The organism is Dyadobacter sp. Leaf189 (genome assembly GCF_001424405.1).
GTDB lineage: Bacteria > Bacteroidota > Bacteroidia > Cytophagales > Spirosomataceae > Dyadobacter.
In genome coordinates, this window is sequence record NZ_LMPS01000001.1 from 73,179 (window position 1) to 94,575 (window position 21,397).

Sequence of the window (21,397 nt, forward strand, 5' to 3'; positions counted from 1 at the left end):
AATTTTAATATTTCAACAGCTTATTATCAGCTGTCATATTAAGCATATTCCGGTCACTGAACTTGACGGAACTTGCTTCAAGCGTACTATCTGCGGACGCAAATTCAAAAATGTCCGCAGGATCGTACAATCTTTTGTCACCACTTGAAACTTCTACACGCTCCTGATCGAATATTGGGGTGTTGACCCCATTTCTATCAGGTACATTGTACATTTTTTCCACACTTGCACTTCTTAGTGCTTTATAGCGAGCTTGTTTTTCAAAAACACAAAGAACAAGTAAAATAGAGGCTATTAACAGGATACGCTGATTTTTCATATTAAATGCAATGTCTGGAATCTAATAAAGAAAGCCATGTACAGCATTAAGAGCAATTTTCAGGCCAGAAGGTTGCAATTGCCAGAAAATTTAAGTCAAAAACGTATATGCATTTTGCCCAACAAATTTTCCTATAAATGGATATTTAAAAAGTGCTATTTTTCTCTTCCCGAATCGCGAGTGCCAGACGAATTTGTCCATAGTCAAATTGCTCGCCCAATAATTCGAAGAGTGGCTTGACAGGATCATTTTTCCCCACTTGAATCTCATCAGCCGCTTTTACAATAATCTTGTATGCCGATTGCTCAATTAAGGCTTCCAAATCAATCGGCTGGCCTTCTTCTTTGAGCTTGATCAAATGAGAAATAACGGTCGTGGAACTAAGATTTCTTTTTTCAGCAATTTCCCTGACAGAAAGTCCTGACTTGAAGAGATCCCACGTTTCAATGAATGTCATGCCTGCGACAGATCGGGTACCTGGCTTGAAATTCTCACGGGCAAAATCCAGGATTTCATTGATGAAAGTCTCACCGTACCTTCTGAACTTCTCTGCGCCTACACCGGAAATGGATTTCATCTGCATTTCGGAAACGGGCTTCTTCTGGGCCATTTCTGATAAGGTAGCGTCACTGAAAACAACATAAGGCGGTACACCCAGCGCATCTGCCAGTTGTTTACGGAGCGCGCGCAACCTGTCGAACAATGCATCTTTAATGACTTCGCGCTTTGGCTTTTCCTTCGGCACAAGTTCTTCCTCTTTCGCTTTCCGCTCTGATAGCGGGATGAATTTCACAAGTTCCACCTTGCGCTCTCCCTTCAGAATCTGTCTGCTCAGTGCATTGAGCTTGAATGCGTGGGCTTCGTCGTAAGCGATATCCATTGCGCCTGAGTTGAGCAGCTGACTGATGTACTCGGCCCATTCATCACTTTTAAGCTCACTTCCAACCCCGAAAGTTGGCAGGCGCTCGTACCCGTGCTGAATTACATTCCGGTTTTTGCTTCCTCGCAGAATGTCCACCAGTAAGCCCATTGCTACTTTCTGATCTGTTCTGGCAATACCTGAAAGCGCCTTCTGTGCGATGATCGTTGCGTCGAAACGGGTACGCGGATTTTTGCAGACATCACAATTGCCGCAATCTCGGTCGAAGGAATCATTGAAATAATTAAGCAAAACGCGGCGCCTGCAAATGTCCGCCTCCGCATACTGCTTCATTCTGTTCAGCTTGGCATGCAGGAGCTCCTTCTGCTCGTCGGACTGCTCCGAATTATTGATCATATCCTGCCTTGTAATAATGTCCATATAGCTGTAAAAGAGCACAGTATCCGAAGGGAGCCCGTCGCGCCCGGCCCGGCCGATTTCCTGATAGAAGCTCTCCACGTTAGACGGCAGATTGTAATGGATCACCCAGCGTACGTTCGATTTATCGATCCCCATTCCAAATGCAATGGTTGCCACAATTACCTGTAAATCGTCCCGCAGGAAAGCTTCCTGTACTCTGGAACGTTTGTCGGCCGCAAGTCCGGCATGGTAGAATTCTGCTTTGAGCCCCGCATTTTTGAGGCTTGCAGCTACTGTTTCAGTGCCTTTTCTGCTCAAACAATAGATAATCCCGGGCTGGTTGGGACGTTTGGTAATGAAAGACTGAATTTGCTGAATGCGTTTCCTGCCTGGTAATACGGTAAGGCTGAGATTGGGCCGGTCAAAACTTGTGATGAAGGTTTCGGCATGCTCAATGCGTAGTTGTTTCAGAATATCGCGCCTGGTAACCCTGTCGGCAGTAGCTGTTAATGCAATTACGGGCACATTGGGAAAGCGAAGTTTCAGCGAGTTCAGTGACCGGTACTCCGGCCGGAAATCGTGACCCCAGGAAGAAATACAGTGCGATTCGTCGATAGCAAACAGTCCTACATTCCATTCTCTCAGCAGGTCAAAAGTATTGCCCGAGAAAAGGCGCTCCGGTGCGATGTAAAGCAGTTTCAGCTCGCCCAGTTTGGCCCGCCACATCACGCTGTCTTGTTCTGAGGAGGACAATGTGGAATTAAGAAATGCAGCTGAGATACCATTTCCGTGAAGTGCCTCTACCTGGTCTTTCATCAATGCAATCAGCGGAGAGATCACAACGGTTAATCCTTCCCGTAAAATAGCCGGGATCTGAAAGCAGATTGACTTGCCGCCGCCTGTTGGCATTAACACGAAACAATCTTTTCCCTGCATAACCGAGTCTATGATCTCTGCCTGATGTGTACGAAATGAGTCGTAGCCAAAATATTTCTTAAGTGCTTCCTGTTTATCGACAGTCATTTTAGGGTCTTCCATGTTGTTTTAAAATCAATTAAGCTCGTACATGAGCTGCATTTTCAGTTCGCTTCGCTTGTGCCCGCGAATCTCGTTCAGGCCTGAGCTGATCGTTTCCAGTTGTGTATAGTTGGTCTGAGACCAGCGAGCCCAAACTTTCATTTTCTTTGAAATCGTGTAACGCAGCATCAGATAGTGACGCGTTCCCACGTCGGAATAAGCCGGAATGGAAAATGCGTAGAGCATATCCTTTTCATAAGCGTACTGTCTGCTTTCGTAATCGTCAGTATTAAACCATGCAATGCGACTGCTGAGTTCGATCCGGGATAAATGCAAGGTAATATCCTGAAAAACAGTAATGCCCTTGGACTTCTGTTTTCCTTTCAGCCCCGAATCACCCACCTGGCATCTCGTTCGCAAGGAGAATTTCATCGGCATTTCGTATTCAAAATTAATCATGGCAGTCCGGCGAACCGACATAACCAGTCCGGTTGCTGGCGCTTTATTTTCTGGCGCATTGCGCTGCTTGTGCTTTTCGTGCATTAATGCATACACATTCAGCCGCTTACTGGGTTTGTAAAGACAATGCAGATAATAGTCGAATCCGCTGGAAGGTGCATCAACCTGAAATTTCAGCCAGGGAAACCAGAACCGGTCAACATAGCCGCTGAACTGCCAGCGGCGGGACGGCATGAAGCGCAGCCCTCCGTAAAGTCCGTTCTCGTTAATAGGCCGGGTATTCTCACTAATAGCATTTCCGTAAAATGTATGGAAACTACGGGCATAATGTCGCGCCAGGATAGTAGCATCCCACTTTTTACCCAAACTCACAATATTTCCCAAGAGTAGCCCGGTACCTTTTGACAGCGAAACGGCGCCTTCTCCAAAGACGTGGAAATTACGCCAGCGATAATCTCCGTGAAGGCCCGCGATCAGATTGTGTTTTCCTGTAAATTCAAATTGATTGTACGGAAGACTGCGTTTGCGGATTGTAGTGGGATAGAAAGTGTGAAGTGCAGTTATGCCGATCTGCCCATTTTGTGCGAGGTGGTGCAGTAAATGCGCGCCGATATTCTGCTCCTGGAGGATATTGTGTTTTTCGATCTCACTGCTTGTCCGGTGGTAACCATTGATGGGCAGCGAAGTCACGAGTTTTCCTGCGGCGCTTTCATCTATTGCTGCGTCTCTTTTGGTTTTTGAGTAAAATAGTGAGATCGTGGTGTACCTGTCAATAGCATAGGTAGCTGCTGCGCCGCGAAAAAAGTTGGCTTCGCCGGAAGAAGTATAAGGTTTAAAGCCCAGCGTGCTGCGGTACCCGGTCTTGATCACTTCTGCTCCTTTCCCCAGAGAAAACCCAGCCCCAAGTACCATTCCCTGCCCGGCCTGCATTTGATAGTCGCCAAGCACCAGGTTCTTCCATCTTCTCCGGTTCATCATTTGCGCGTGAAAGGATGAAAAGTCTGCGCCGAAAATATGGCGGCCTGCATTCCAGTCCCAAAGCGCCTCGCCCGCATCCTTGTCCATTGTAAATCCAATACTGTAAGAGCCGCTGCGTGCATTGCGGTAGCGCAGGTATGCATTATAGGGGCTTCCCGCATAGCTTGCGGCCGAATGGGAAGACGAATCCTGTTTCAGAAATCCTTTCTGCTTTTCAAGTACCCTGCCGGTGCGAAACATCAGGAAGTGCTGCCCCGGACTTCGTAAAGCCTCCCGGATGGAGCTTGTTTTCGGATTTAATGTAACGAATGGAAGTAATCGGTTGATGGTGACAAGATCGTAACCAGGTATGGCTTGCAGTTCGTAGAGCGACAGGAATGGACCTGCTTGTTCGCGGTAGCTGAGCAATGCCCTCACCTGCACGTCAGTGAGGATCAATGTGCCCGAAAGCTCGTCGGCAGTAACAGCATTAATGTCGAGCGGATTGGTGTATAGATGCAAAAGTGACTCAAACAGTTCCGAATAATCCGTGTCTTCCGATGGAACAGGGAAAAGTGCTGCTACAAACTGGTTGATATCAATGTCCCTCTTTGGAGGCTCCTGGCTGCGAGCTGCTTTTGAAGAGAAGAGGAAAGCGGTAAAATACAGGAACAACAGGCCAATGTGGCCTCTTTTGTAATAAGCGTATGCGATAAGTCCTGTATACTGCATACGCTGTTGGTATGTTGATAGAGGTTAGAAGGCTTTTAAACTTAAATCCAGGCTTCGCGCCTGGTGCGTTAATGCGCCGCTTGATATTCCGTCCACTCCCGTTTCGGCGACTGCGCGGAGGGTTTTTTCGGTAATATTCCCCGAAGCTTCTGTTTCAAACCGCCCGGCGATCTTTTTCACTGCGGCGCGCAAATTGTCGAGTGAAAAGTTGTCGAGCATAATGATATCAACCTGTCCAACCCGCAAAACTTCATCTACTTCAGCCAGGCTGCGTGTCTCAATTTCTATTTTCAGGTTTTTACCGGTTTGCGCCAGGTACTTGCGTGCCCCGGTGATTGCCGCTTCAATTCCGCCTGCGTAATCAACATGATTATCTTTCAGCATAATCATATCGTAAAGCCCCATCCGGTGATTTACCGCGCCGCCAATCTTCACTGCCAATTTTTCAAACAGACGGAAATTCGGCGTTGTTTTACGGGTATCCAGCAATTTCACTGGCAGGTCTGCAATGAGCGATGACATTTGTCTTGAATAAGTCGCTATCCCGCTCATTCGCTGCATGGTATTAAGCACCAGCCGCTCAGCTTTCAGGATCAGCCGCGCGCTACCTTCGACTATAAAAACAATGTCACCTGTTTTGACGTCGGTTCCGTCAAAAAGTAACACATCAATTTTCAATGGGGGATCATTATAAAACGTAGCGGTTTCTTCGAAGATGATCTGCGCCACTTCCACACCAGCCAGAATACCGTCCTGCTTGACGAGCAACTTGGCACGCTTCACGGCATTTTCAGGTACGCTGGACAGAGAAGAGTGATCGCCGTCACCAATATCTTCCAGTAATGCGAGCCGGATCAGGCTACGAATTTCATGTGGGTCAGTTTCCATATGGTTGTATTTCAATAGGTTTGCTGGCGATAAGCCATATTGTAGCGCACTGCGATAGTCCAGGTGTTGGACCTGGCGGCCACTTTCGTATCCGTCGAATTAACGTTCCTGAAAAGGTAGCGGCCGTCTACAAAAAAATTATGCGCGAATGAATAAGAGAGTCGTAAATCCGCGAAACTGGTACTTGCCTTGATTCCCTGGCCGATTTTCTGGTTCACTTCGCCGTCACGATTGAAACTTCTGCCTTCGTAACTTTTAGAAATGTCCCCTCCATAATTCATCATCGCATTATTGCTGGGATCTTTTCCCTGGGTCGCAAGCATCACAGTACCATAAGCTGAGAGGCGGGAAGTAAGCTTGTAGCGCAGAATGGCCAGGTATTCACGAAAATTGGCCCCCAGCGGGTGTGCGAGCGACTGCCCGTAATGCATGTAATTGCGGCCACCATCTTTATGTGAGTAAGTGTAGGGGCGAACCAAATTATATTCTGCCTGTAAGTCCAGGTTAGGGACACCGAATGCATCTACGTACTTGGCACCAACTTGCAGACTGTATTTATTAGTCCAGGATTTGCTGCCATTGAAAAGGAATTTTGTTAAAAATTCATCTAAAACAAACTGCCCGTAAACAGAAGCCTGATTTGCCACAAGCCAGCGGAAATCAAAACCAAGCAATGCATTGTCCTGACTACCTATATACGATTCAACATATCTGTAAAAAATGATCGGATTGAGATAATTGAGATCATATCCGCCGCCAACGGTATCCCGGTTGAAAACTTCGGCTTCAAACACACCAATATTGATCTTATCCGTCAGGTTGAAGCTCAAATGGTGAATGGCGGCAAACTTTTTGTGCCTCAGTTCTCCTGTAAAAGCATTGGAAGATGCATTGATCATGCTCGTCCAGAGATTGGTATAATGGAATCTGCCCAGCTGGGTGTCCAGGCGCAAAAAGAGGTAGGGGCTGCTGTTATCAGAAAGGATCAGTGAGCGGTAGCCGCTACCAAAAGTATTATGATCGTGGCCGAAGCGGAGGTTAATGCTTTTCAATGGACGAAACGTGATATACCCGCGTGCACTCAGAAAGTCTTTTCCATTGCGCGTGGTTTTCGCCAACCCTTCTCCCGGGAAGCTTTTTGCGACTTGTGCCAGATCGCCAAAATTGTTTATATAGTTCGGAAACCGCCCTTGGTTATCAGCAACGTAGGTGTAAAATCCCAACTTTTCATTGATCATACCCCGGATCTCAACGCCCCTCGCCGTAAACCACATGGTAGAATCGGTAGTAAGACCACCGGCGGAAAGGTGATCCCGGCCAATGAAGTTAGTAGTGGTAAAGTTGAAATGCAGGTCGAAATCCTTGTTGTGAATGCTGTAGAGGTCGGCGGGATGATGAAAAAATCTTCTTTTCTGCCCCTTCGGCGGCACTTTGAACCAATGCAGTCGTGAAAGCTGGTCGTATTTCAGGGAATCAGTCGCGACCATTCCGTTTGTCCATTCCCAGCTGTCTTCCCGAAGGTAATCGATCGTCTCCCAGTCGCGTTCGGTGAAGTTTACAGTTCCCTCTTTGAGAATAGAATCGGTAAGTGCAACAACCGCCTTTCTCTCAAATGGTTTGGTATTATAATGAAAACCTTCCGTGAGTTTGCCGCGCTTGATTTCCAGGCGGTCGATCAAATGGTAGTAGTCGTCGTTGAATGGTATAAATGAACTTTGTGCGTGTCCGTATGACAGGGATACCAGTATGATCAACAAGGTTTTAAGATACCGGCTTATTCCTGGAACCATAGGCAAACAAAATCTACTGTTCACACAAATCGAACTTTTGCGAAGAATTTTTAGAATTATACATCCAAATTACGTCAATGAATTTGTATTATCTTGCATGGAGTAGCTTAAAAACTGTCGATTATATGTTTTTACTAACCCAAAAACCTTCCATTGCCGATCACTATCTGGCCGAGTTGCGTGATGTAAATTTTCAAAGAGACCGGATGAGATTTCGTCGGAATATGGAGCGGTTGGGGGAGCTGCTGGCCTATGAACTTTCAAAAACTTTGACCTTCCGAACCTCCAAAGTGGAGACCCCGCTCGGGCAGGCGCCTTCTCGTTCATTGCTGCAACCGATTGTCCTCGCCACCATTTTACGCGCCGGACTTCCCCTTCACCAGGGTTTCCTGAACATTTTCGACCATGCAGACAATGCATTTATCGGCGCTTACCGCGGGCATCACATTAACGATGAGGATGAGTTTGAAGTTGAAATGGACTATATCACAAGTCCCGACCTGACAGGCAAGATCCTTGTGCTGATTGATCCGATGCTGGCAACCGGCCGGTCTATGGAAAAAGTATATCATGCATTGCTTCGCTTTGGTATTCCTGCTCAAACCCATATCGCCTCCGTGATCGCCAGTCCCGAAGGCGTTGAATTTCTGCAGCAGCGCATTCCGCAATGCAGGCTCTGGCTCGGCGCAGTCGATCAGAAACTGAATGAACAATACTACATTGTTCCAGGCCTGGGCGACGCTGGTGACCTTGCTTACGGAGAAAAATAGCCTAGTTCAGCAATTCATCAAAGGTGATACTTATATAATAGGTAGAGCCTACATTCGGGCTGGCGTAAGATTGAATGTATGACTTACCCAGCAGGTTGGTCCCGCCCACTTTTATAATGGATTTGATCGGGGAAACTTTCAGGCTTACCTGCGCGTCCAGATTGTGAATAGCCGGGACTTTGGTATTTGAAAAAACAGGAATACCCGTACTCGTAGGTACCACAAAGCTTGATTCCCATACAAAAGCCTGCTGATAACGATACACAACATTGAAGCCCAGCGAGTTGCTGCTGGTGATTCTTTTGCCAAAATTGACATTGTAGCGGTACTTCGGCGTATTGAAAGATGAATACTGGACTTCCGGTGAAGGAGTGAAGTTGCGTAGCTCATTGTTCGCGACATTTCCGCCTGCATTGAAGCCGCGCGGCAAAGCATAATTAAGTCCGATCGCGAAGCCGGTGGTTGTAATTGTTTCCGATGTATTTACAACCCTGGAAAATCCATTGAAGCTACCCACGCCAATGCCGGATTCCACGGGTAGCCCTGGCGCCGCCGCTGCCGTAGGAACCACGATTACTGCCCCACCAATCAGGTTCTTGTATTGGCTCACATAATAGTAAGCATCGATAAAAAGCTTTTTTGCAATAACTCCTTTGTAACCAATCTCATAAGAGGCAATCCGCTCGGGTTGTAAACGTCTCGCATTGTATTTGGGAAGTTTTGCGAGTGCGTAAGCCTGCGCCAGGGTAGGTACCAGGCCGGGAACCTGTGCGGCGAGGATACCGGGAAGTTGCGAAGAAAGTACGCCTGGCAGAGTCTGGTTCACACCATTGGTAATCGCGTTTTGAATGGCGGTGGCCTCATTGGGTATCTGGCCGGCTGCCACGGCCTGGTTTACTGCCGCGGTAACCTGCGTTGTAACTGCCTGCGTAATAGCGGCAGTGGCTTGCTGGGTTACCACTACTTTGGCGTAGGTAGTGGCACTCGCAACGATGCTCGGGTCGCTGTTGATCACTTTTGTGATTGCTTCCGTCGAGAGATTCTGCCGCAATATCCCGTTGGACAGATTGTACCTCGCGTCAAATTCGGGTAAGCCGCCTATCAGTGTGCCGGCTGGTGTTTTCAGGTCGATATATTGGTTTTGGGTGGTGGGAATGCGAAATCCGGTTTGGTAGGAGAGACGAATATTGTGCTCACCGAAAGTGGTTACCGCCGATATCCTGGGTGTAAACTGGCCTTTAAAATTCTCATTCTTATCATATCTGATCGACCCGGTGAGTTTCAAATGGTCAGACAGGAGTGATTTGCCAGCCTGCAAAAACGCGCCCCATTCATTGATCGGGATTGTTCCCGAGCGGCCTTCTTTTGTATCGGCAAATAAGGTACCTGCCGAGCGCAACTGATACTGCCTGAAATTAGCTCCGACAAGTACTTCTACTACTTTGATCTGGTTTTTGAAATTGTAAAAACCTTCCACGTGATAAAGATTGGTTTTATCCGCAAAACCGCCGCCACCTTCTACAATGGGCATATTCCGGTACTTATCTAAAAGCTGGGCGAAGGCGGGTGTTCCCGGCATAGGCATATTCGCGTCAGCAGTTTGGCGGGAAAGTAAATGCGCCTGTGCCTCGTCGCTGCCAGCCGCCCGCGCTGTGGCGAATGCGCCGGTATACTGGCCAAACCAGATGGTATTCGGTTTGAAGTCGTTCAGCATGGAAACAGCCGCAAGTCCGGACAAGTACGATTTACCCGATCTTTCCTGCGTGGTGTAAGCACGTACCGTGAAATTATCTCCGCGCAGTTCGAGCTTTGCCTGTGTCAGGTTGAAGTTGCGCAATGCATAGCGGCCGGTACCTGTATAAACGGTTGTTCCGTATCCATAATTAACCTGCGCGACGGCTTCTACTTTTTCATTGATCCGGTAATGTAAAGCTGCATTTGCTTTGAAGCTCTTGGTATTATAATCCACGAGATCTTTTTCACGATAGCCTGTGCGACTTACAAACTTACTGGGTACCAATCCAACTGCTGCCTGCGGGATCTGTCCCGCGTTGGCCAGCGACTGTGCTACTGCATTGATGTTGGTTTGAATTTCATCTCCGTAAACATTAGCCCCGTCATAATCCAGCGCAGTCCCCGCTCCCCGACCGGAATCTGCATTTCCACCGACATTCAAATTGGTGTAATTGGTTGCTTCCCAGTCTGTTGCTCTGATCAGCGAAACATTTGCTTTAAATGCGATTTTGTTATTAAATGCTTTTGCATACCGGATTGTTGCGTCTACGAACGGTGTCGTAGGTTTATTTCTGCGTGATTCGTGCATGATCCCGCCCTTTACACTGGCACTCAGTCCCTGGTACAGAAAAGGACTTTTACTGTTCATCAGGATCAGTCCATTCACTGCATTGGGCCCGTATAGTGCAGACGCAGCACCTGGAAGTACCTCGACACTTTCCACGTCGAGCTCCGGAATGCCGATAATGTTGTCGAGCGGGAAGTTGAGGCCGGGCGCCTGATTGTCCATTCCGTCGATCATCTGCACGGTCCGCGGGTTACCTGTGCTGCCGAAGCCACGCATATTCACCGACTTGAACAGGAAACCCTGGGTGGTCATATCAATGCCTTTCAGGTTATTCAATGCGTCGTAAAAACTCGCGGAAGGCGTGTCGCGCATATCGCGGAGGTTCATTTTCTCAATTGCAACCGGGGATTTCATCACCGATTCTTCTACCCGGGAAGCGGATACTACCACTTCTTCGCCCAAGGTAATTTGCTCAACCAATTGAATGTCGAGGTTGGATTGACCGGTAGTAACAGCTACTTCCTGTGTTTGAAAGCCGACTGACGAGATGACAAGCGTGAAGGGCGGGACAGAGCTGGTATTTAGGCTAAATTCTCCTTTGTTGTCGGTAATGGTACCCGCCACTTTTCCTTTGATCTGAATACTGATACCTGCCAGCGGCTCGCGGGAGGTTGATTCTGTTACTTTGCCTTTCAGGCTGATCTGGCAAAACGCAATAGCAGGGAGCAAAAGCAGCAAGATCAGAACATGGATTTTCGTAAAAATTGATCCCATTGATTTTAAGTTTTTGATGTGGATTATACAGAAGTAACGTACAAAATTTTCTTTGATTTTTGACAGAATTATCCGGGCAAAATTTTGTTGACAATCATGTGGTCACAGGTGTATTCAGGATGATTTGAAGTGTTTTTACGAGCCAGTGGCTGTTTTATGGTAATTTAACTTGCCTTTTTGACTGTTAGAGCCGGCATAATGATGCTTTATCACTAGTTTTGAAGACCTTTCAATAACGCTTATAACAAAATATTCGTAATGCAGGATACTTATGTGATTATCATGGCAGGCGGAGTGGGTACCAGATTCTGGCCATTCAGCCGGACCGATTTCCCGAAGCAATTTCACGATGTACTCGGTACCGGACAGACGCTTTTGCAACAAACTGTTGAAAGATTTGACGGAGTTTGTCCGATCGAAAATATTTATATCGTCACCAGTCAGGAATACAAGGGACTCGTAAAAGAGCAGATCCCGGCATTGTCTGATGATCAGATCCTGCTGGAACCGAACCGCAGGAACACAGCGCCCTGCATTGCTTATGCCTGTTACAAGATCGCAGCGCGTAATCCCAATGCGAATGTGGTGGTAGCGCCTGCTGACCATATTATTCTTAAAAGTGACGTTTTCAGAGACACCATCAAGGTTGCTCTGGGAGCTACGCGGAATGAAGATATCCTGGTTACGCTGGGTATCCAGCCAACCCGGCCCGATACCGGATATGGTTACATTCAGTACATTCCTGATAAACTGACCGTCAAAAAGGTTAAATCCTTCACCGAAAAACCTCATCTGGAACTTGCATTGCAGTTTTTAGACAGCGGCGATTTCGTATGGAATGCAGGCATTTTCGTTTGGAATATCAATGCATTTAAAAAGGCATTGAACGAGTTCCAGCCTGAGATCGCAGAAATATTCAGCGGAGGCGAAAACCACTATTATGTTGAAACCGAGGATTCGTTTGTTCAGCGCGCGTATGCGCATTGCGGCAGCATTTCCATCGACAACGCGATTATGGAAAAAGCGGACAACGTTCACGTGGTTTTAAGCAATTTCGGCTGGTCGGACCTTGGTACCTGGAAGTCACTGTATGAAGTTTCGGAAAAAGATTCGAACCTGAATGTAACAGACGGAAACCTGATCCTGCACAATACAACAAATTCAATCATCAAAACACCGGCAGACAAACTTGTTGTAATCAACGGTCTTGACGGCTTCATCGTAGCTGAATACGACGGAGTGCTTTTGATCTGCAAAAAAGAAGAAGAACAGAAAGTGAAGGAGTTTGTGGCCCAGGCGAAGGAGTTGAATCCGAAATATGTATAAGGAGATACCGTTAGAAAAATGCCAGGCTGTGAGGTCTGGCTTTTTTGTTTTTATCCAGTAACTTTATAATACACTGTCAAGGCTAGAATATGTCAGCATCGGAACTTAGAGCAGAAGCGATTCGGATCGTTAAAGAAATTGACGACAACAGAATGGAAGATCTGTTGAAAATGCTCAATTGTTTAGTGGAACAGCAAAATGCGCAATCGATCGAAATAGATCCTGCCGAACTCAACCGGCTCTTAATAGAATCTTTAAAACAAGCTCAACAAGGAAATTTAATCCCGAATGAACAAGTACTTAAAGAAGGCAAAGAGTGGCTTACGAAGTTAAATGGACGGCGGATGCAAGGAGAGACTATACCGAAGTAATCTCCTATTTATATGATCAATGGGGATTTGAATCTGCGGATCAATTTACGGACAAGCTCAAATTCCAGCTGGATTTGCTGAGTAGATATCCATTCATGGGTAAAAGGCATCGGACTTTTAGTTCTGTTCACGAATTTGTTTTGGGAAGGCATCAAACGCTGTACTATACAGTTTTTGACAATACGGTTCTGTTAATGAATATCCGCGATAACAGGCGCTCAAATAACTAGTTAGTTTGCACCTTCTCGATCTCGAAGAACCGCACATCCGCTTTTACATTCTCCAGAATCTTCTGGGAGCGTTCCGGTCGGGCGTCGGTGATGAAGACCTGGCCGAGGAAGCCGGTATCAACCAACTCGATCAGCTTCTGAATGCGGCGGTCGTCGAGTTTATCAAAAATATCGTCCAGCAACAGAATCGGCGTTTTTCCTTTTTCTTCTTTCAATAACTCAAACTGCGCCAGCTTTAATGCGATCAGGAAAGACTTTTGTTGTCCCTGTGAGCCGAATTTCTTGAGTGTAACTTCGTCGATTTCAAATACGTACTCGTCTTTGTGAATGCCCTTTCCCGTGCGTTGCGCATGCAAATCGCGGCTGCGGTTTTTCCTGAATTCTGCCGGAAAGTCGGGGCTGGATACTTCACTTTCGTAAATTACATCAACCTTCTCTTTCCCGCTGCTCAAAAACGCATAGTACTTATGGAACAATGGTAAGAACCGCTCCATAAACCGGCTGCGATGATTGTAAAGCCTTTGGGAAAGTATAATCAGCGGTTCATTGTAGGTTTCGAGCAGGTCCTCGTCGAGGTAATTTCTTTCGGCAAACAGCTTTAGTAATCCATTCCGGTTGTTCAGGATCTTGTTGTATTGCAGAAAATCTTCGAGGTATCCCTCCGTCGCCTGTGCCAGTACGCCGTCGAAAAAGCGCCTGCGCTCCTCGCTGCCCTCACGGATCACATCAGTATCGTCGGGCGCGATCAGTACGAGCGGGAAAAGCCCGATATGGTCGCTGAGCCGCTCATAGTTCTTCTTGTCGGACATGAATACCTTTCGCTGGCCGCGCTGAAAACTGCAGGTAATCTGCGTGTGGCGCGACTTATCGGCAAACACGCCGTCAATAACAAAGAAATCAAATCCGTGTTTAATGCCCAGCGCATCCTGATTGTGGAAGGCACTTTTGGTGAGTGTCAGAAAATAAATTGCATCAAGGAGATTCGTCTTGCCGCTGCCATTCTCGCCAACCAGGCAGTTGACATGTTCACCGAAGGTCAGGGCTTTCTCCTCATAACTTTTAAAGTATGTAAGGTGGAGCTTTTCTAGCCACATGAACTTCTTTGTTATTTAGTTTATGCTTATTTTCGCAAATCATTGCGTGAGTACGGCAAAAAACAGACTCTGTTCAAACCACTAACTTTAAGACAAAGTTCTGTCTTTATAAACGAGAACCAAATAATGGCCACCGTTACTGAAAAAAAGAAATCATCTGCCCCAAACAAAGTACAGCATTCAAAAGAGCGGTATCTGTTCTGGTTCGAGAACATGCTTTTACAGCGTCGTTTTGAAGAAAAAGCGGGCCAGCTTTACGGTCAGCAAAAAATCCGGGGTTTTTGCCATTTGTATATCGGTCAGGAAGCTTGTTCTTCGGGAGCTGTTACCGCGCTCAAAGAGGGTGATAAATACATTACCGCTTACCGCGATCATGGTATCCCGCTTGCACTTGGGACGTCACCCAATGCAATCATGGCAGAGCTTTACGGTAAGAAAACAGGAACAACCAAAGGAAAAGGCGGTTCTATGCACATTTTCGACAAAGAAAAAGGCTTTGTCGGTGGTCACGGGATCGTTGGAGCACAAATTCCATTAGGTGCCGGGATTGCATTTGCAGAGAAATACAACAAGACAGATAACGTTTGTATCTGTTACTTCGGTGACGGTGCGATTCGTCAGGGTGCATTCCACGAAGCGCTGAACATGGCGATGAGCTGGAAGCTGCCTGTGATCTTTGTTGTTGAAAACAATGGATACGCAATGGGTACCTCGGTAGCCAGAACTTCCAATGTAACAGAGCTTTATACGCTGGGCGAAGCATACGATATTCCTTCGGAGCCGGTTGACGGAATGAGCGTGGAGGCAATTCACGAATCCGTAACCCGCGCTGCCGAGCGTGCACGTAAAGGGGAGGGTCCTACTTTCCTTGAATTCCGTACTTACCGCTACCGTGGTCACTCGATGTCAGATCCTCAGAAATACCGCTCGAAAGAAGAGGTAGAAGAGTACAAGCACAGAGACCCGATCGAGCAAATCCGTGCGGTGATCCTAGAAAACAAGTTTGCAACGGAAGAGGATCTTGAAAACATTGATAAGAAAGTAAAAGAAATCGTAGCAGAATCTGTTCAGTTTGCCGAAGAATCGGAATTCCCGGATCCAAAAGAAGCTTACACAGATGTTTATGTAGAATCGGACTATCCATTTATCATGGACTAATCTGATCAGAAGAGTTAGCTGAAAAAACCCGCCGGAATACTTCGACGGGTTTTTTAGGTAAATTCAGCTTTTACAGAACGCCCGTGATCCTGTTTTTGCTTTTTGACGTAAATAGAAATTTAGTAATAGTCTTATAATATGCCCTTGGATCAGGAATTTGATAGCGAAGAAGAAGGCAGCGAAGGTAAAGAGATGTCGTTTATCGGGCATCTGGAAGAATTAAGGTGGCACGTTATCCGTGCGGCTGCTTCTATCCTGGTTTTTGCCATTATAGCATTTATCTACATACAGGAAATTTATCACTACGTTATTATTGCACCATCGCAGCCCGATTTCTGGACTTACAGAATGTTGTGTAAGCTGGCTGATGTGGTTGGATACGATGAACTCTGTGTGAAAGCATTGAATTTCAAATTGCAGGTGATCGGAATGGGCGACGCATTTACGATGAGTATGACCTCTTCCGTAATTGCAGGTTTGATATTCGCATTTCCTTATGCTTTTTGGGAAATATGGCGGTTTATCAAGCCAGGTCTGAAACCTTCGGAACGCCGGTCAGCGAGGGGCGCTGTTTTCTATGTGACGTTTCTCTTCTTTACAGGAGTATTGTTCGGTTATTATGTAGTAAGTCCGCTCGCTATCAACTTCTTGGCAAACTATACGCTGGACGAATCTATCATTAATGAATTCAGTCTTGCTTCCTATATTTCGCTTGTTGCTACGTTAACACTGGCTTGCGGCATTGCATTCCAATTGCCGATTGTGGTTTTTGTATTGGCGAAAGTGGGTGTACTTACTCCTTCTTTCATGCGGGAATACCGCAAGCATTCATTTATTGTAATCCTGATTGTGGCCGCGATCATCACGCCGTCGCCTGATATTTACAGCCAGGTTTTGGTAGCAATCCCATTGTTTATACTATATGAAATAAGTATTCTCGTGTCTTCCAATGTGGAGCGTGAGAAGTTGCGGGAGGAAAAACGACTTGCAGATCTGGGTAATACGCCGGATTAATCAGGAGATAAACTGCTTGCAGACCTCGGCTAACCGGTCGAGGTCTTTTTGTTGGTGGGCTGCGCTGATCACTAGGCGGGTCACAGGATTGGAGGAAGGCAGCGGATATGAAAAGCAGGAAGCCATAATCCCGTGTTGCAGCAGAAAATCAAACAGGCTTGCATTGGTACTGCAAAATACCGGATAGTGCGCAATGGTTTTGAACAAGCTTTCCGGACCTGAAAACAAGTTGTTGAAATGATTGATATTTTGGGTCAAAACCTGGTGCATCTGTGCATATATCCCATTATTCATGAGCTTGTTGAATGCAAATGCATAGGAAGGAGCCGCGGGAGACGCGCCGGCAAACCAGGGAGAATGGCTGAGGAAATCAAGCTCCTGCTGCCCACCCCAGATAATCCCTGCCGGGATTCCCAGCGCTTTGTTTAGTGAAGAGACAAACAATGTTCTGGCTTTTACGGCTGCATTCAGGGATGCACTTACACCTGCTCCGCCGGTTCCGGTCACACCCAGTGTATGTGACTGATCAATGATCAGCCGGCAGTTTGCGGGAGCGGGGATATCGTTGAAAATGGAGAGATCCAGGTATTCCGCAACAGGCGAACCCACTGCGTCGGTACAAATGATGTGGAAGATATCCTTTTCTTCATTGACAGCAGCTACGGTTTGATGCGCCCATGCATTCCATTCCGCGTTACTGCTTACGTATTGATTACCCCAAAGTGCAGGATGGACGCGCGGCGCATAATGGTAAGCTACATGATCAGCCCCGTCAATTGTAGAAACCAGGCTCTCTATTTCACGCATTAAAATCTGCCCGGCCAGCATACCGGAGGATACGAGCAAAGCGGCTGGTGTTTCCTGCCAGGCCGCAAAGCGTGCCTCTGCTTCACTGAAAATGCCAAGCTGCAGACTATTACTTCTTGAACTGCCAAAATGCGTCCCGTACCTTGTAATACCTTCGTGAAGAAAGGTCTGGAAATCGGCATTGTGGCCCATTCCCAGGTAGTCTGTTCCGCTAAACCAGAGGTATTCTGTTCCTTTATCCGTTTTGACGGTTCGCCCGGGAAGGTGATTGGTCAGGTGTAATGCCACGGTCTACGCAGTTGGAAATTTCAGGAGCGCGCCGCTTCCATTTCGTTGCGGAAAGATAATGCGGCCAAAATCGAATTCTACGCCTTCAGCAGGATCGTTGGTGATCAGCAAAGATCCGTCCATATCGACATAGTCGAGGAGCGGCAGCAGGTGCGCAATGGCGGATATTCCCACGCTCGTTTCGGTCATGCAGCCTACCATTGTTTTCATACCGAGCGATTTTGCTTCGGCAATCATTCTTTTGGCTGCGGTAGGGCCGCCGCATTTGGTCAGCTTTACATTGACGCCGTGAAAGAGGCCCGCACAGTCTTGTACATCACTTTCCAGGATACAGCTTTCATCCGCAATTACAGGCAATGCGCATTCAGCAAACACCTTTTTCATTCCTTCAATATCCTGCGCAGGAAGTGGCTGTTCGATAAATTCGACGCCCAGTGCTTTTAGTTTTGGGGCTAAGGAAATGGTTTGCGCTGCTGTCCATGCGCAATTTGCATCCACACGGAAGATCGCATCTGTATTTTTTCGCAGCTCCTGCACAATCCGCAGATCGTCGGCAGTGCCTAATTTGATTTTGTAAATCGGCCAGGGAAGCTCCTGCATTTTGGATACCATCTTTTCCACCGTGTCAATGCCGATGGTGAAGTTGGTCAGCGGAATATTTTCCAGGGACAAGCCCCAGTTTTCGTAAAGCTTTTTACCAGCCTTTTTGGCAAAAAAATCATGTGCAGCTTCGTCCAAAGCGCATTGCGCAAATGAATTTTCTTTCAAAACCGGATGTATAGCAGTCCAGAGTTCTTCCGCTGACTGGTAGTTACCTGCCTCCACGATTGCTCTGGCTTGTTCCAGCGCTTCAATCATGTTATCGATTGTGATACCGTAGTAGGGATTAGCGGTAGCTTCTCCAAGGCCGCTCGAAGTTTCATCGGCAAGTTCCACAATCAGCGTCTGCTGAATATCACGCGAGTCGTGCGCGATCGTGAAAGTATGTTTTAATGCAAGGTCAAAAGTGTGGTATATCAGCTTCATGGAAGTGTAATTAGTTACGCATATCAAGTCCCCACGACAATTTGTTCCTTAATGTATTTAAAAAACTGTCGTCTTTCATCTTGATCAGCTTGGCGGTAAAGTCGGCTTGTTTGACCGTCAGATGTGTGTTTTCATCAACGATCCTCGATCTGGCATCGAGGGAGACAAGGAAATTGTTGCTCCGGCTTTTTACTTCCAGCCTGATCACTGCGGTATCTTCTACAATCAATGGACGTACATTGAGATTGTGCGGGCTGATCGGGGTAATTATAAAGTTTTGTGAATGCGGCATTAAAACGGGTCCGCCGCAGCTAAGAGAGTAACCAGTTGAGCCCGTTGGCGTAGATACGATCAGCCCGTCTGCCCAGTAAGAATTCAGAAATTCCTGGTTCAGATAGGTATGTACCGTGATCATGGAAGAGGTATCTGTTTTGGTGATGGTAAAATCATTCAGACCAAAATTCAACCCATCGAAAAGATCGAGATTAGATTCAATGGCTACGAGTGTTCGCTCGTCAATGCGGAACTGGTTTGTTTCCAGTGCATTGATCATATCCGTAATCCGCTCGGGAGGTACTGTAGCGAGAAATCCAAGCCGGCCAGTGTTGATCCCGACTGCGGGGATAAGGCGTCTTCCCACGTGTGAGACGGTTTCGAGCAAGGTACCGTCGCCGCCCATGCTCACAATCAGATGTGCGTCGTAAAGTTCTTCGGGTTTTTCGTAAACCAGCTCTGAGTAATGAGCTATACCGATCTGGTCCAGGAAAGTGCGGAAAGGTTTCGAGAGCTGTATTTCAATTTTCCTGCGGTTCAGTTCATTGAACATATTTTCAATAAACGGTCGGGCGGACTCATTAAAATTGCGTCCATGAATGGCTATTTTCATGAAGAAAAGTGATAATACAGATGGTTCCTTCCGAAAGATAAGCGACAAATATGCCGTTTCAAAAGCCGGAGGAAATTTGAAAGGGAAAGAACTAGGTAGCGAGGTACCTCAAAAGCATGTCCAGGCGCTCCTGGTCAAAGCTTTCAATCGGATCGTTGGCGTGTGCTTCAACGATGTCGTAACCGAAACGTTCCAGCGTCGCAATAATAGGGGTAATGCTGGTTCGGTTGAGTTTCAAAGTGAGCTGAGCTTCGTTGGTCGGGTTGTAAACTTCTCCCGAAGAATAGTAGCTGCTTAGTATTTTGGTTCCGTTTGATTCTATCAGCCGGCTGATTTCCGATAGTGAATAGCTTCTTTCAGCAACTTTGAGTACGATAACCGCACCTTTTTCCTGAACACCAAGCTCATTTACAAAATGCTCGATCAGGTCATTTACCAAAATACTGCCGGCAAAGCTGCGATCTTCATGCAAAACGGGGATAATCCGTAATCCAAACTGGTTTACAAGGCGCAACAGTTCGTAAGGGTGTTGATCTTCCGATGCAAAAATATCCTTGTGCTGGATAATGATTTTGGAAAGAACTTCGGAGCTATCGGCAATGTCAAAGAGGATATCTTCTGAAACAATACCCTGGTATACACCCAGGTCTGAGACGATCAGTTGCTTGACGCCGAATTCATCCATCCAATCCAATGCAGTAGCCACCGAATCGGTTGGTTTAAGCACAGGAATCATCGGATTTATAAGGGAAATTGCAAGCATTTTCAGAACGTCTTTTTTCGAAGCTATAAAAAAACTGTATATCTATCAACTTTCGTCTAAAAAGAAATTTCCCCGAAGCTGCCTGATTTATACCATCGGCACTGAAACAGTCTTTTCAAGGAAACTCTCCAAAATCACGTTGAATTCTTCGGGATGCTCCATCATCGGGGCGTGGCAACACTTATCAATAAAGTAAAGCTCCGAGTTGGCAATCAGCCTGTTGAATTCATAACCGACGTGAGGCGGTGTGATGGTGTCATTCAAACCCCAAACCAGCAGTGTAGGAACGTTGATTTCGTGTAAATCTTTTGCCAGGTTGTGTCTTTGTGCCGATTTAGCGATCCCAACAATGCTCATACACTTTGGAATGCTGGAAGTTGTTTCAAAAACTTCATCGATCAAATCCTTGGTCGCAACTTTCGGATCATAAAAAGTGTAAGCGACACGCTCTTTGATATAATCGTAGCTTCCACGTTTTGGAAAAGAGCCGCCCATTGAATTTTCAAATAACCCGGAGCTGCCCGTCAGCACAAGCTTATTGACATTGCTTTGGTTTTTCATTGTGTAAAGCAAGCCGATGTGTCCGCCAAGTGAGTTACCGATCACCGTTAGATTCGAAAGCGCCTTAAAAGCAACAAAATCTTCCAGAAATGCGAGCAATGCTTCCAGGCCGGCTTCTCTGGGAGGAAGCTCGTATATAGGCAAAAGCGGGATAATTACCCGGTAGCGATTCGAGAAATGGTCGATAATACCGTCCCAATTACTCAGCGCACCGAAAAGGCCATGCAAAAGCAACAATGTTTCGCCCTTCCCTTCGTCGATAAACTGAAACCTGCCCTCTGCATGTACTGGATATTTCATGCGCTTATTGTGGATTTAACTTATGAAAGGTATTACAAATCTGATCGGAGAACCAATTATCACTTAAGAAAGAAACAAGTGAATGATTTGGTTACTCTACAAAACTACTTATTTTTTCAATTCGTTCAGCGTGCAAAGTAACTCCGGCAAAATCATTTTCTTGTAAATATTATATTAATAAGATTATAAGCAAGTGTTTGACATAGAATGGTGCAATTTTGTTCCACTGCCTGCCGGTATGTGCCGCTTTTCAGACGGTAAATTCGGGATACTGTCGCCTTCAACC

At 46.5% G+C, this 21,397-nt stretch carries 18 protein-coding genes; 6 read left to right on the forward strand and 12 right to left on the reverse strand.

All coding sequences use genetic code 11. From position 1 onward, the window contains the following. Positions 1 to 4: 4 nt before the first annotated feature. From ASG33_RS00360 to ASG33_RS00380, 5 genes are all read right to left on the reverse strand, one after another. Positions 5 to 319, reverse strand: coding sequence for a hypothetical protein (locus tag ASG33_RS00360; protein ID WP_056279175.1), 315 nt, complete (start codon positions 317 to 319; stop codon positions 5 to 7). Between the two features lie 145 nt (positions 320 to 464). Further along, entirely contained in the window at positions 465 to 2,636 is a 2,172-nt protein-coding gene (recQ, locus tag ASG33_RS00365) for a DNA helicase RecQ (protein WP_409012491.1), read from the reverse strand. Positions 2,637 to 2,648: 12 nt separating this feature from the next. Next, positions 2,649 to 4,763, reverse strand: a complete 2,115-nt coding sequence (locus ASG33_RS00370) for a helix-hairpin-helix domain-containing protein (RefSeq protein WP_056279176.1) — start codon at positions 4,761 to 4,763, stop codon at positions 2,649 to 2,651. Between the two features lie 24 nt (positions 4,764 to 4,787). Then, positions 4,788 to 5,651 carry a carboxylating nicotinate-nucleotide diphosphorylase gene (nadC, locus tag ASG33_RS00375; protein WP_056279177.1) on the reverse strand — a complete coding sequence of 288 codons (864 nt, stop codon included), beginning with the start codon at positions 5,649 to 5,651 and terminating at the stop codon, positions 4,788 to 4,790. 11 nt (positions 5,652 to 5,662) lie between these two features. Then, on the reverse strand, positions 5,663 to 7,441 hold the full coding sequence (locus ASG33_RS00380) for a capsule assembly Wzi family protein (RefSeq protein WP_056279179.1): 1,779 nt from the start codon (positions 7,439 to 7,441) through the stop codon (positions 5,663 to 5,665). Positions 7,442 to 7,566: 125 nt separating this feature from the next. Between ASG33_RS00380 and upp the strand changes: the two genes are divergently transcribed. Then, positions 7,567 to 8,211 (forward strand): uracil phosphoribosyltransferase, encoded by a 645-nt coding sequence (gene upp / locus ASG33_RS00385; RefSeq protein WP_056283050.1) that lies wholly within the window; start codon positions 7,567 to 7,569, stop codon positions 8,209 to 8,211. Between the two features lies 1 nt (position 8,212). Here upp and ASG33_RS00390 read toward each other — a convergent pair whose 3' ends face one another. Further along, positions 8,213 to 11,287 (reverse strand): carboxypeptidase-like regulatory domain-containing protein, encoded by a 3,075-nt coding sequence (locus ASG33_RS00390; protein ID WP_056279182.1) that lies wholly within the window; start codon positions 11,285 to 11,287, stop codon positions 8,213 to 8,215. Between the two features lie 258 nt (positions 11,288 to 11,545). Between ASG33_RS00390 and ASG33_RS00395 the strand changes: the two genes are divergently transcribed. From ASG33_RS00395 to ASG33_RS25445, 3 genes are all read left to right on the forward strand, one after another. Then, positions 11,546 to 12,613 (forward strand): mannose-1-phosphate guanylyltransferase, encoded by a 1,068-nt coding sequence (locus ASG33_RS00395; protein ID WP_056279184.1) that lies wholly within the window; start codon positions 11,546 to 11,548, stop codon positions 12,611 to 12,613. Between the two features lie 89 nt (positions 12,614 to 12,702). Beyond that, a complete protein-coding gene (locus tag ASG33_RS25670; protein ID WP_056279188.1) occupies positions 12,703 to 12,984 on the forward strand; it encodes a hypothetical protein in 282 nt (93 codons plus the stop codon). Further along, entirely contained in the window at positions 12,930 to 13,214 is a 285-nt protein-coding gene (locus ASG33_RS25445; protein WP_082489047.1) for a type II toxin-antitoxin system RelE/ParE family toxin, read from the forward strand. Before ASG33_RS25670 ends, ASG33_RS25445 begins: the two co-directional genes overlap by 55 nt. Here the strand turns inward: ASG33_RS25445 and recF are convergent. Next, the gene (recF, locus tag ASG33_RS00405; RefSeq protein WP_056279191.1) at positions 13,211 to 14,308 is read right to left on the reverse strand and encodes a DNA replication/repair protein RecF; all 1,098 of its coding nucleotides are present in this window, start codon (positions 14,306 to 14,308) and stop codon (positions 13,211 to 13,213) included. The genes ASG33_RS25445 and recF overlap by 4 nt on opposite strands. 126 nt (positions 14,309 to 14,434) lie before the next feature. On the opposite strand from recF, the gene pdhA reads away from it, so the two are divergent. After that, positions 14,435 to 15,466, forward strand: a complete 1,032-nt coding sequence (gene pdhA, locus ASG33_RS00410; RefSeq protein WP_056279193.1) for a pyruvate dehydrogenase (acetyl-transferring) E1 component subunit alpha — start codon at positions 14,435 to 14,437, stop codon at positions 15,464 to 15,466. 138 nt (positions 15,467 to 15,604) lie between these two features. Then, positions 15,605 to 16,480 (forward strand): twin-arginine translocase subunit TatC, encoded by an 876-nt coding sequence (tatC, locus tag ASG33_RS00415; RefSeq protein WP_056279196.1) that lies wholly within the window; start codon positions 15,605 to 15,607, stop codon positions 16,478 to 16,480. Here tatC and ASG33_RS00420 read toward each other — a convergent pair whose 3' ends face one another. The 5 genes from ASG33_RS00420 to ASG33_RS00440 form a co-directional block, all read right to left on the reverse strand. Beyond that, a complete protein-coding gene (locus tag ASG33_RS00420) occupies positions 16,481 to 17,575 on the reverse strand; it encodes a pyridoxal phosphate-dependent aminotransferase family protein (RefSeq protein WP_056279199.1) in 1,095 nt (364 codons plus the stop codon). 3 nt (positions 17,576 to 17,578) lie between these two features. After that, positions 17,579 to 18,601 (reverse strand): dipeptide epimerase, encoded by a 1,023-nt coding sequence (locus tag ASG33_RS00425; protein WP_056279202.1) that lies wholly within the window; start codon positions 18,599 to 18,601, stop codon positions 17,579 to 17,581. Between the two features lie 10 nt (positions 18,602 to 18,611). Next, positions 18,612 to 19,487, reverse strand: a complete 876-nt coding sequence (locus ASG33_RS00430; protein ID WP_056279207.1) for an NAD kinase — start codon at positions 19,485 to 19,487, stop codon at positions 18,612 to 18,614. Positions 19,488 to 19,578: 91 nt separating this feature from the next. Beyond that, positions 19,579 to 20,250 carry a CBS domain-containing protein gene (locus ASG33_RS00435; RefSeq protein ID WP_056279209.1) on the reverse strand — a complete coding sequence of 224 codons (672 nt, stop codon included), beginning with the start codon at positions 20,248 to 20,250 and terminating at the stop codon, positions 19,579 to 19,581. Positions 20,251 to 20,337: 87 nt separating this feature from the next. After that, positions 20,338 to 21,111: an alpha/beta fold hydrolase gene (locus ASG33_RS00440; RefSeq protein ID WP_056279212.1), complete on the reverse strand. Its 774-nt coding sequence runs from the start codon at positions 21,109 to 21,111 to the stop codon at positions 20,338 to 20,340. Positions 21,112 to 21,397: the final 286 nt, after the last annotated feature.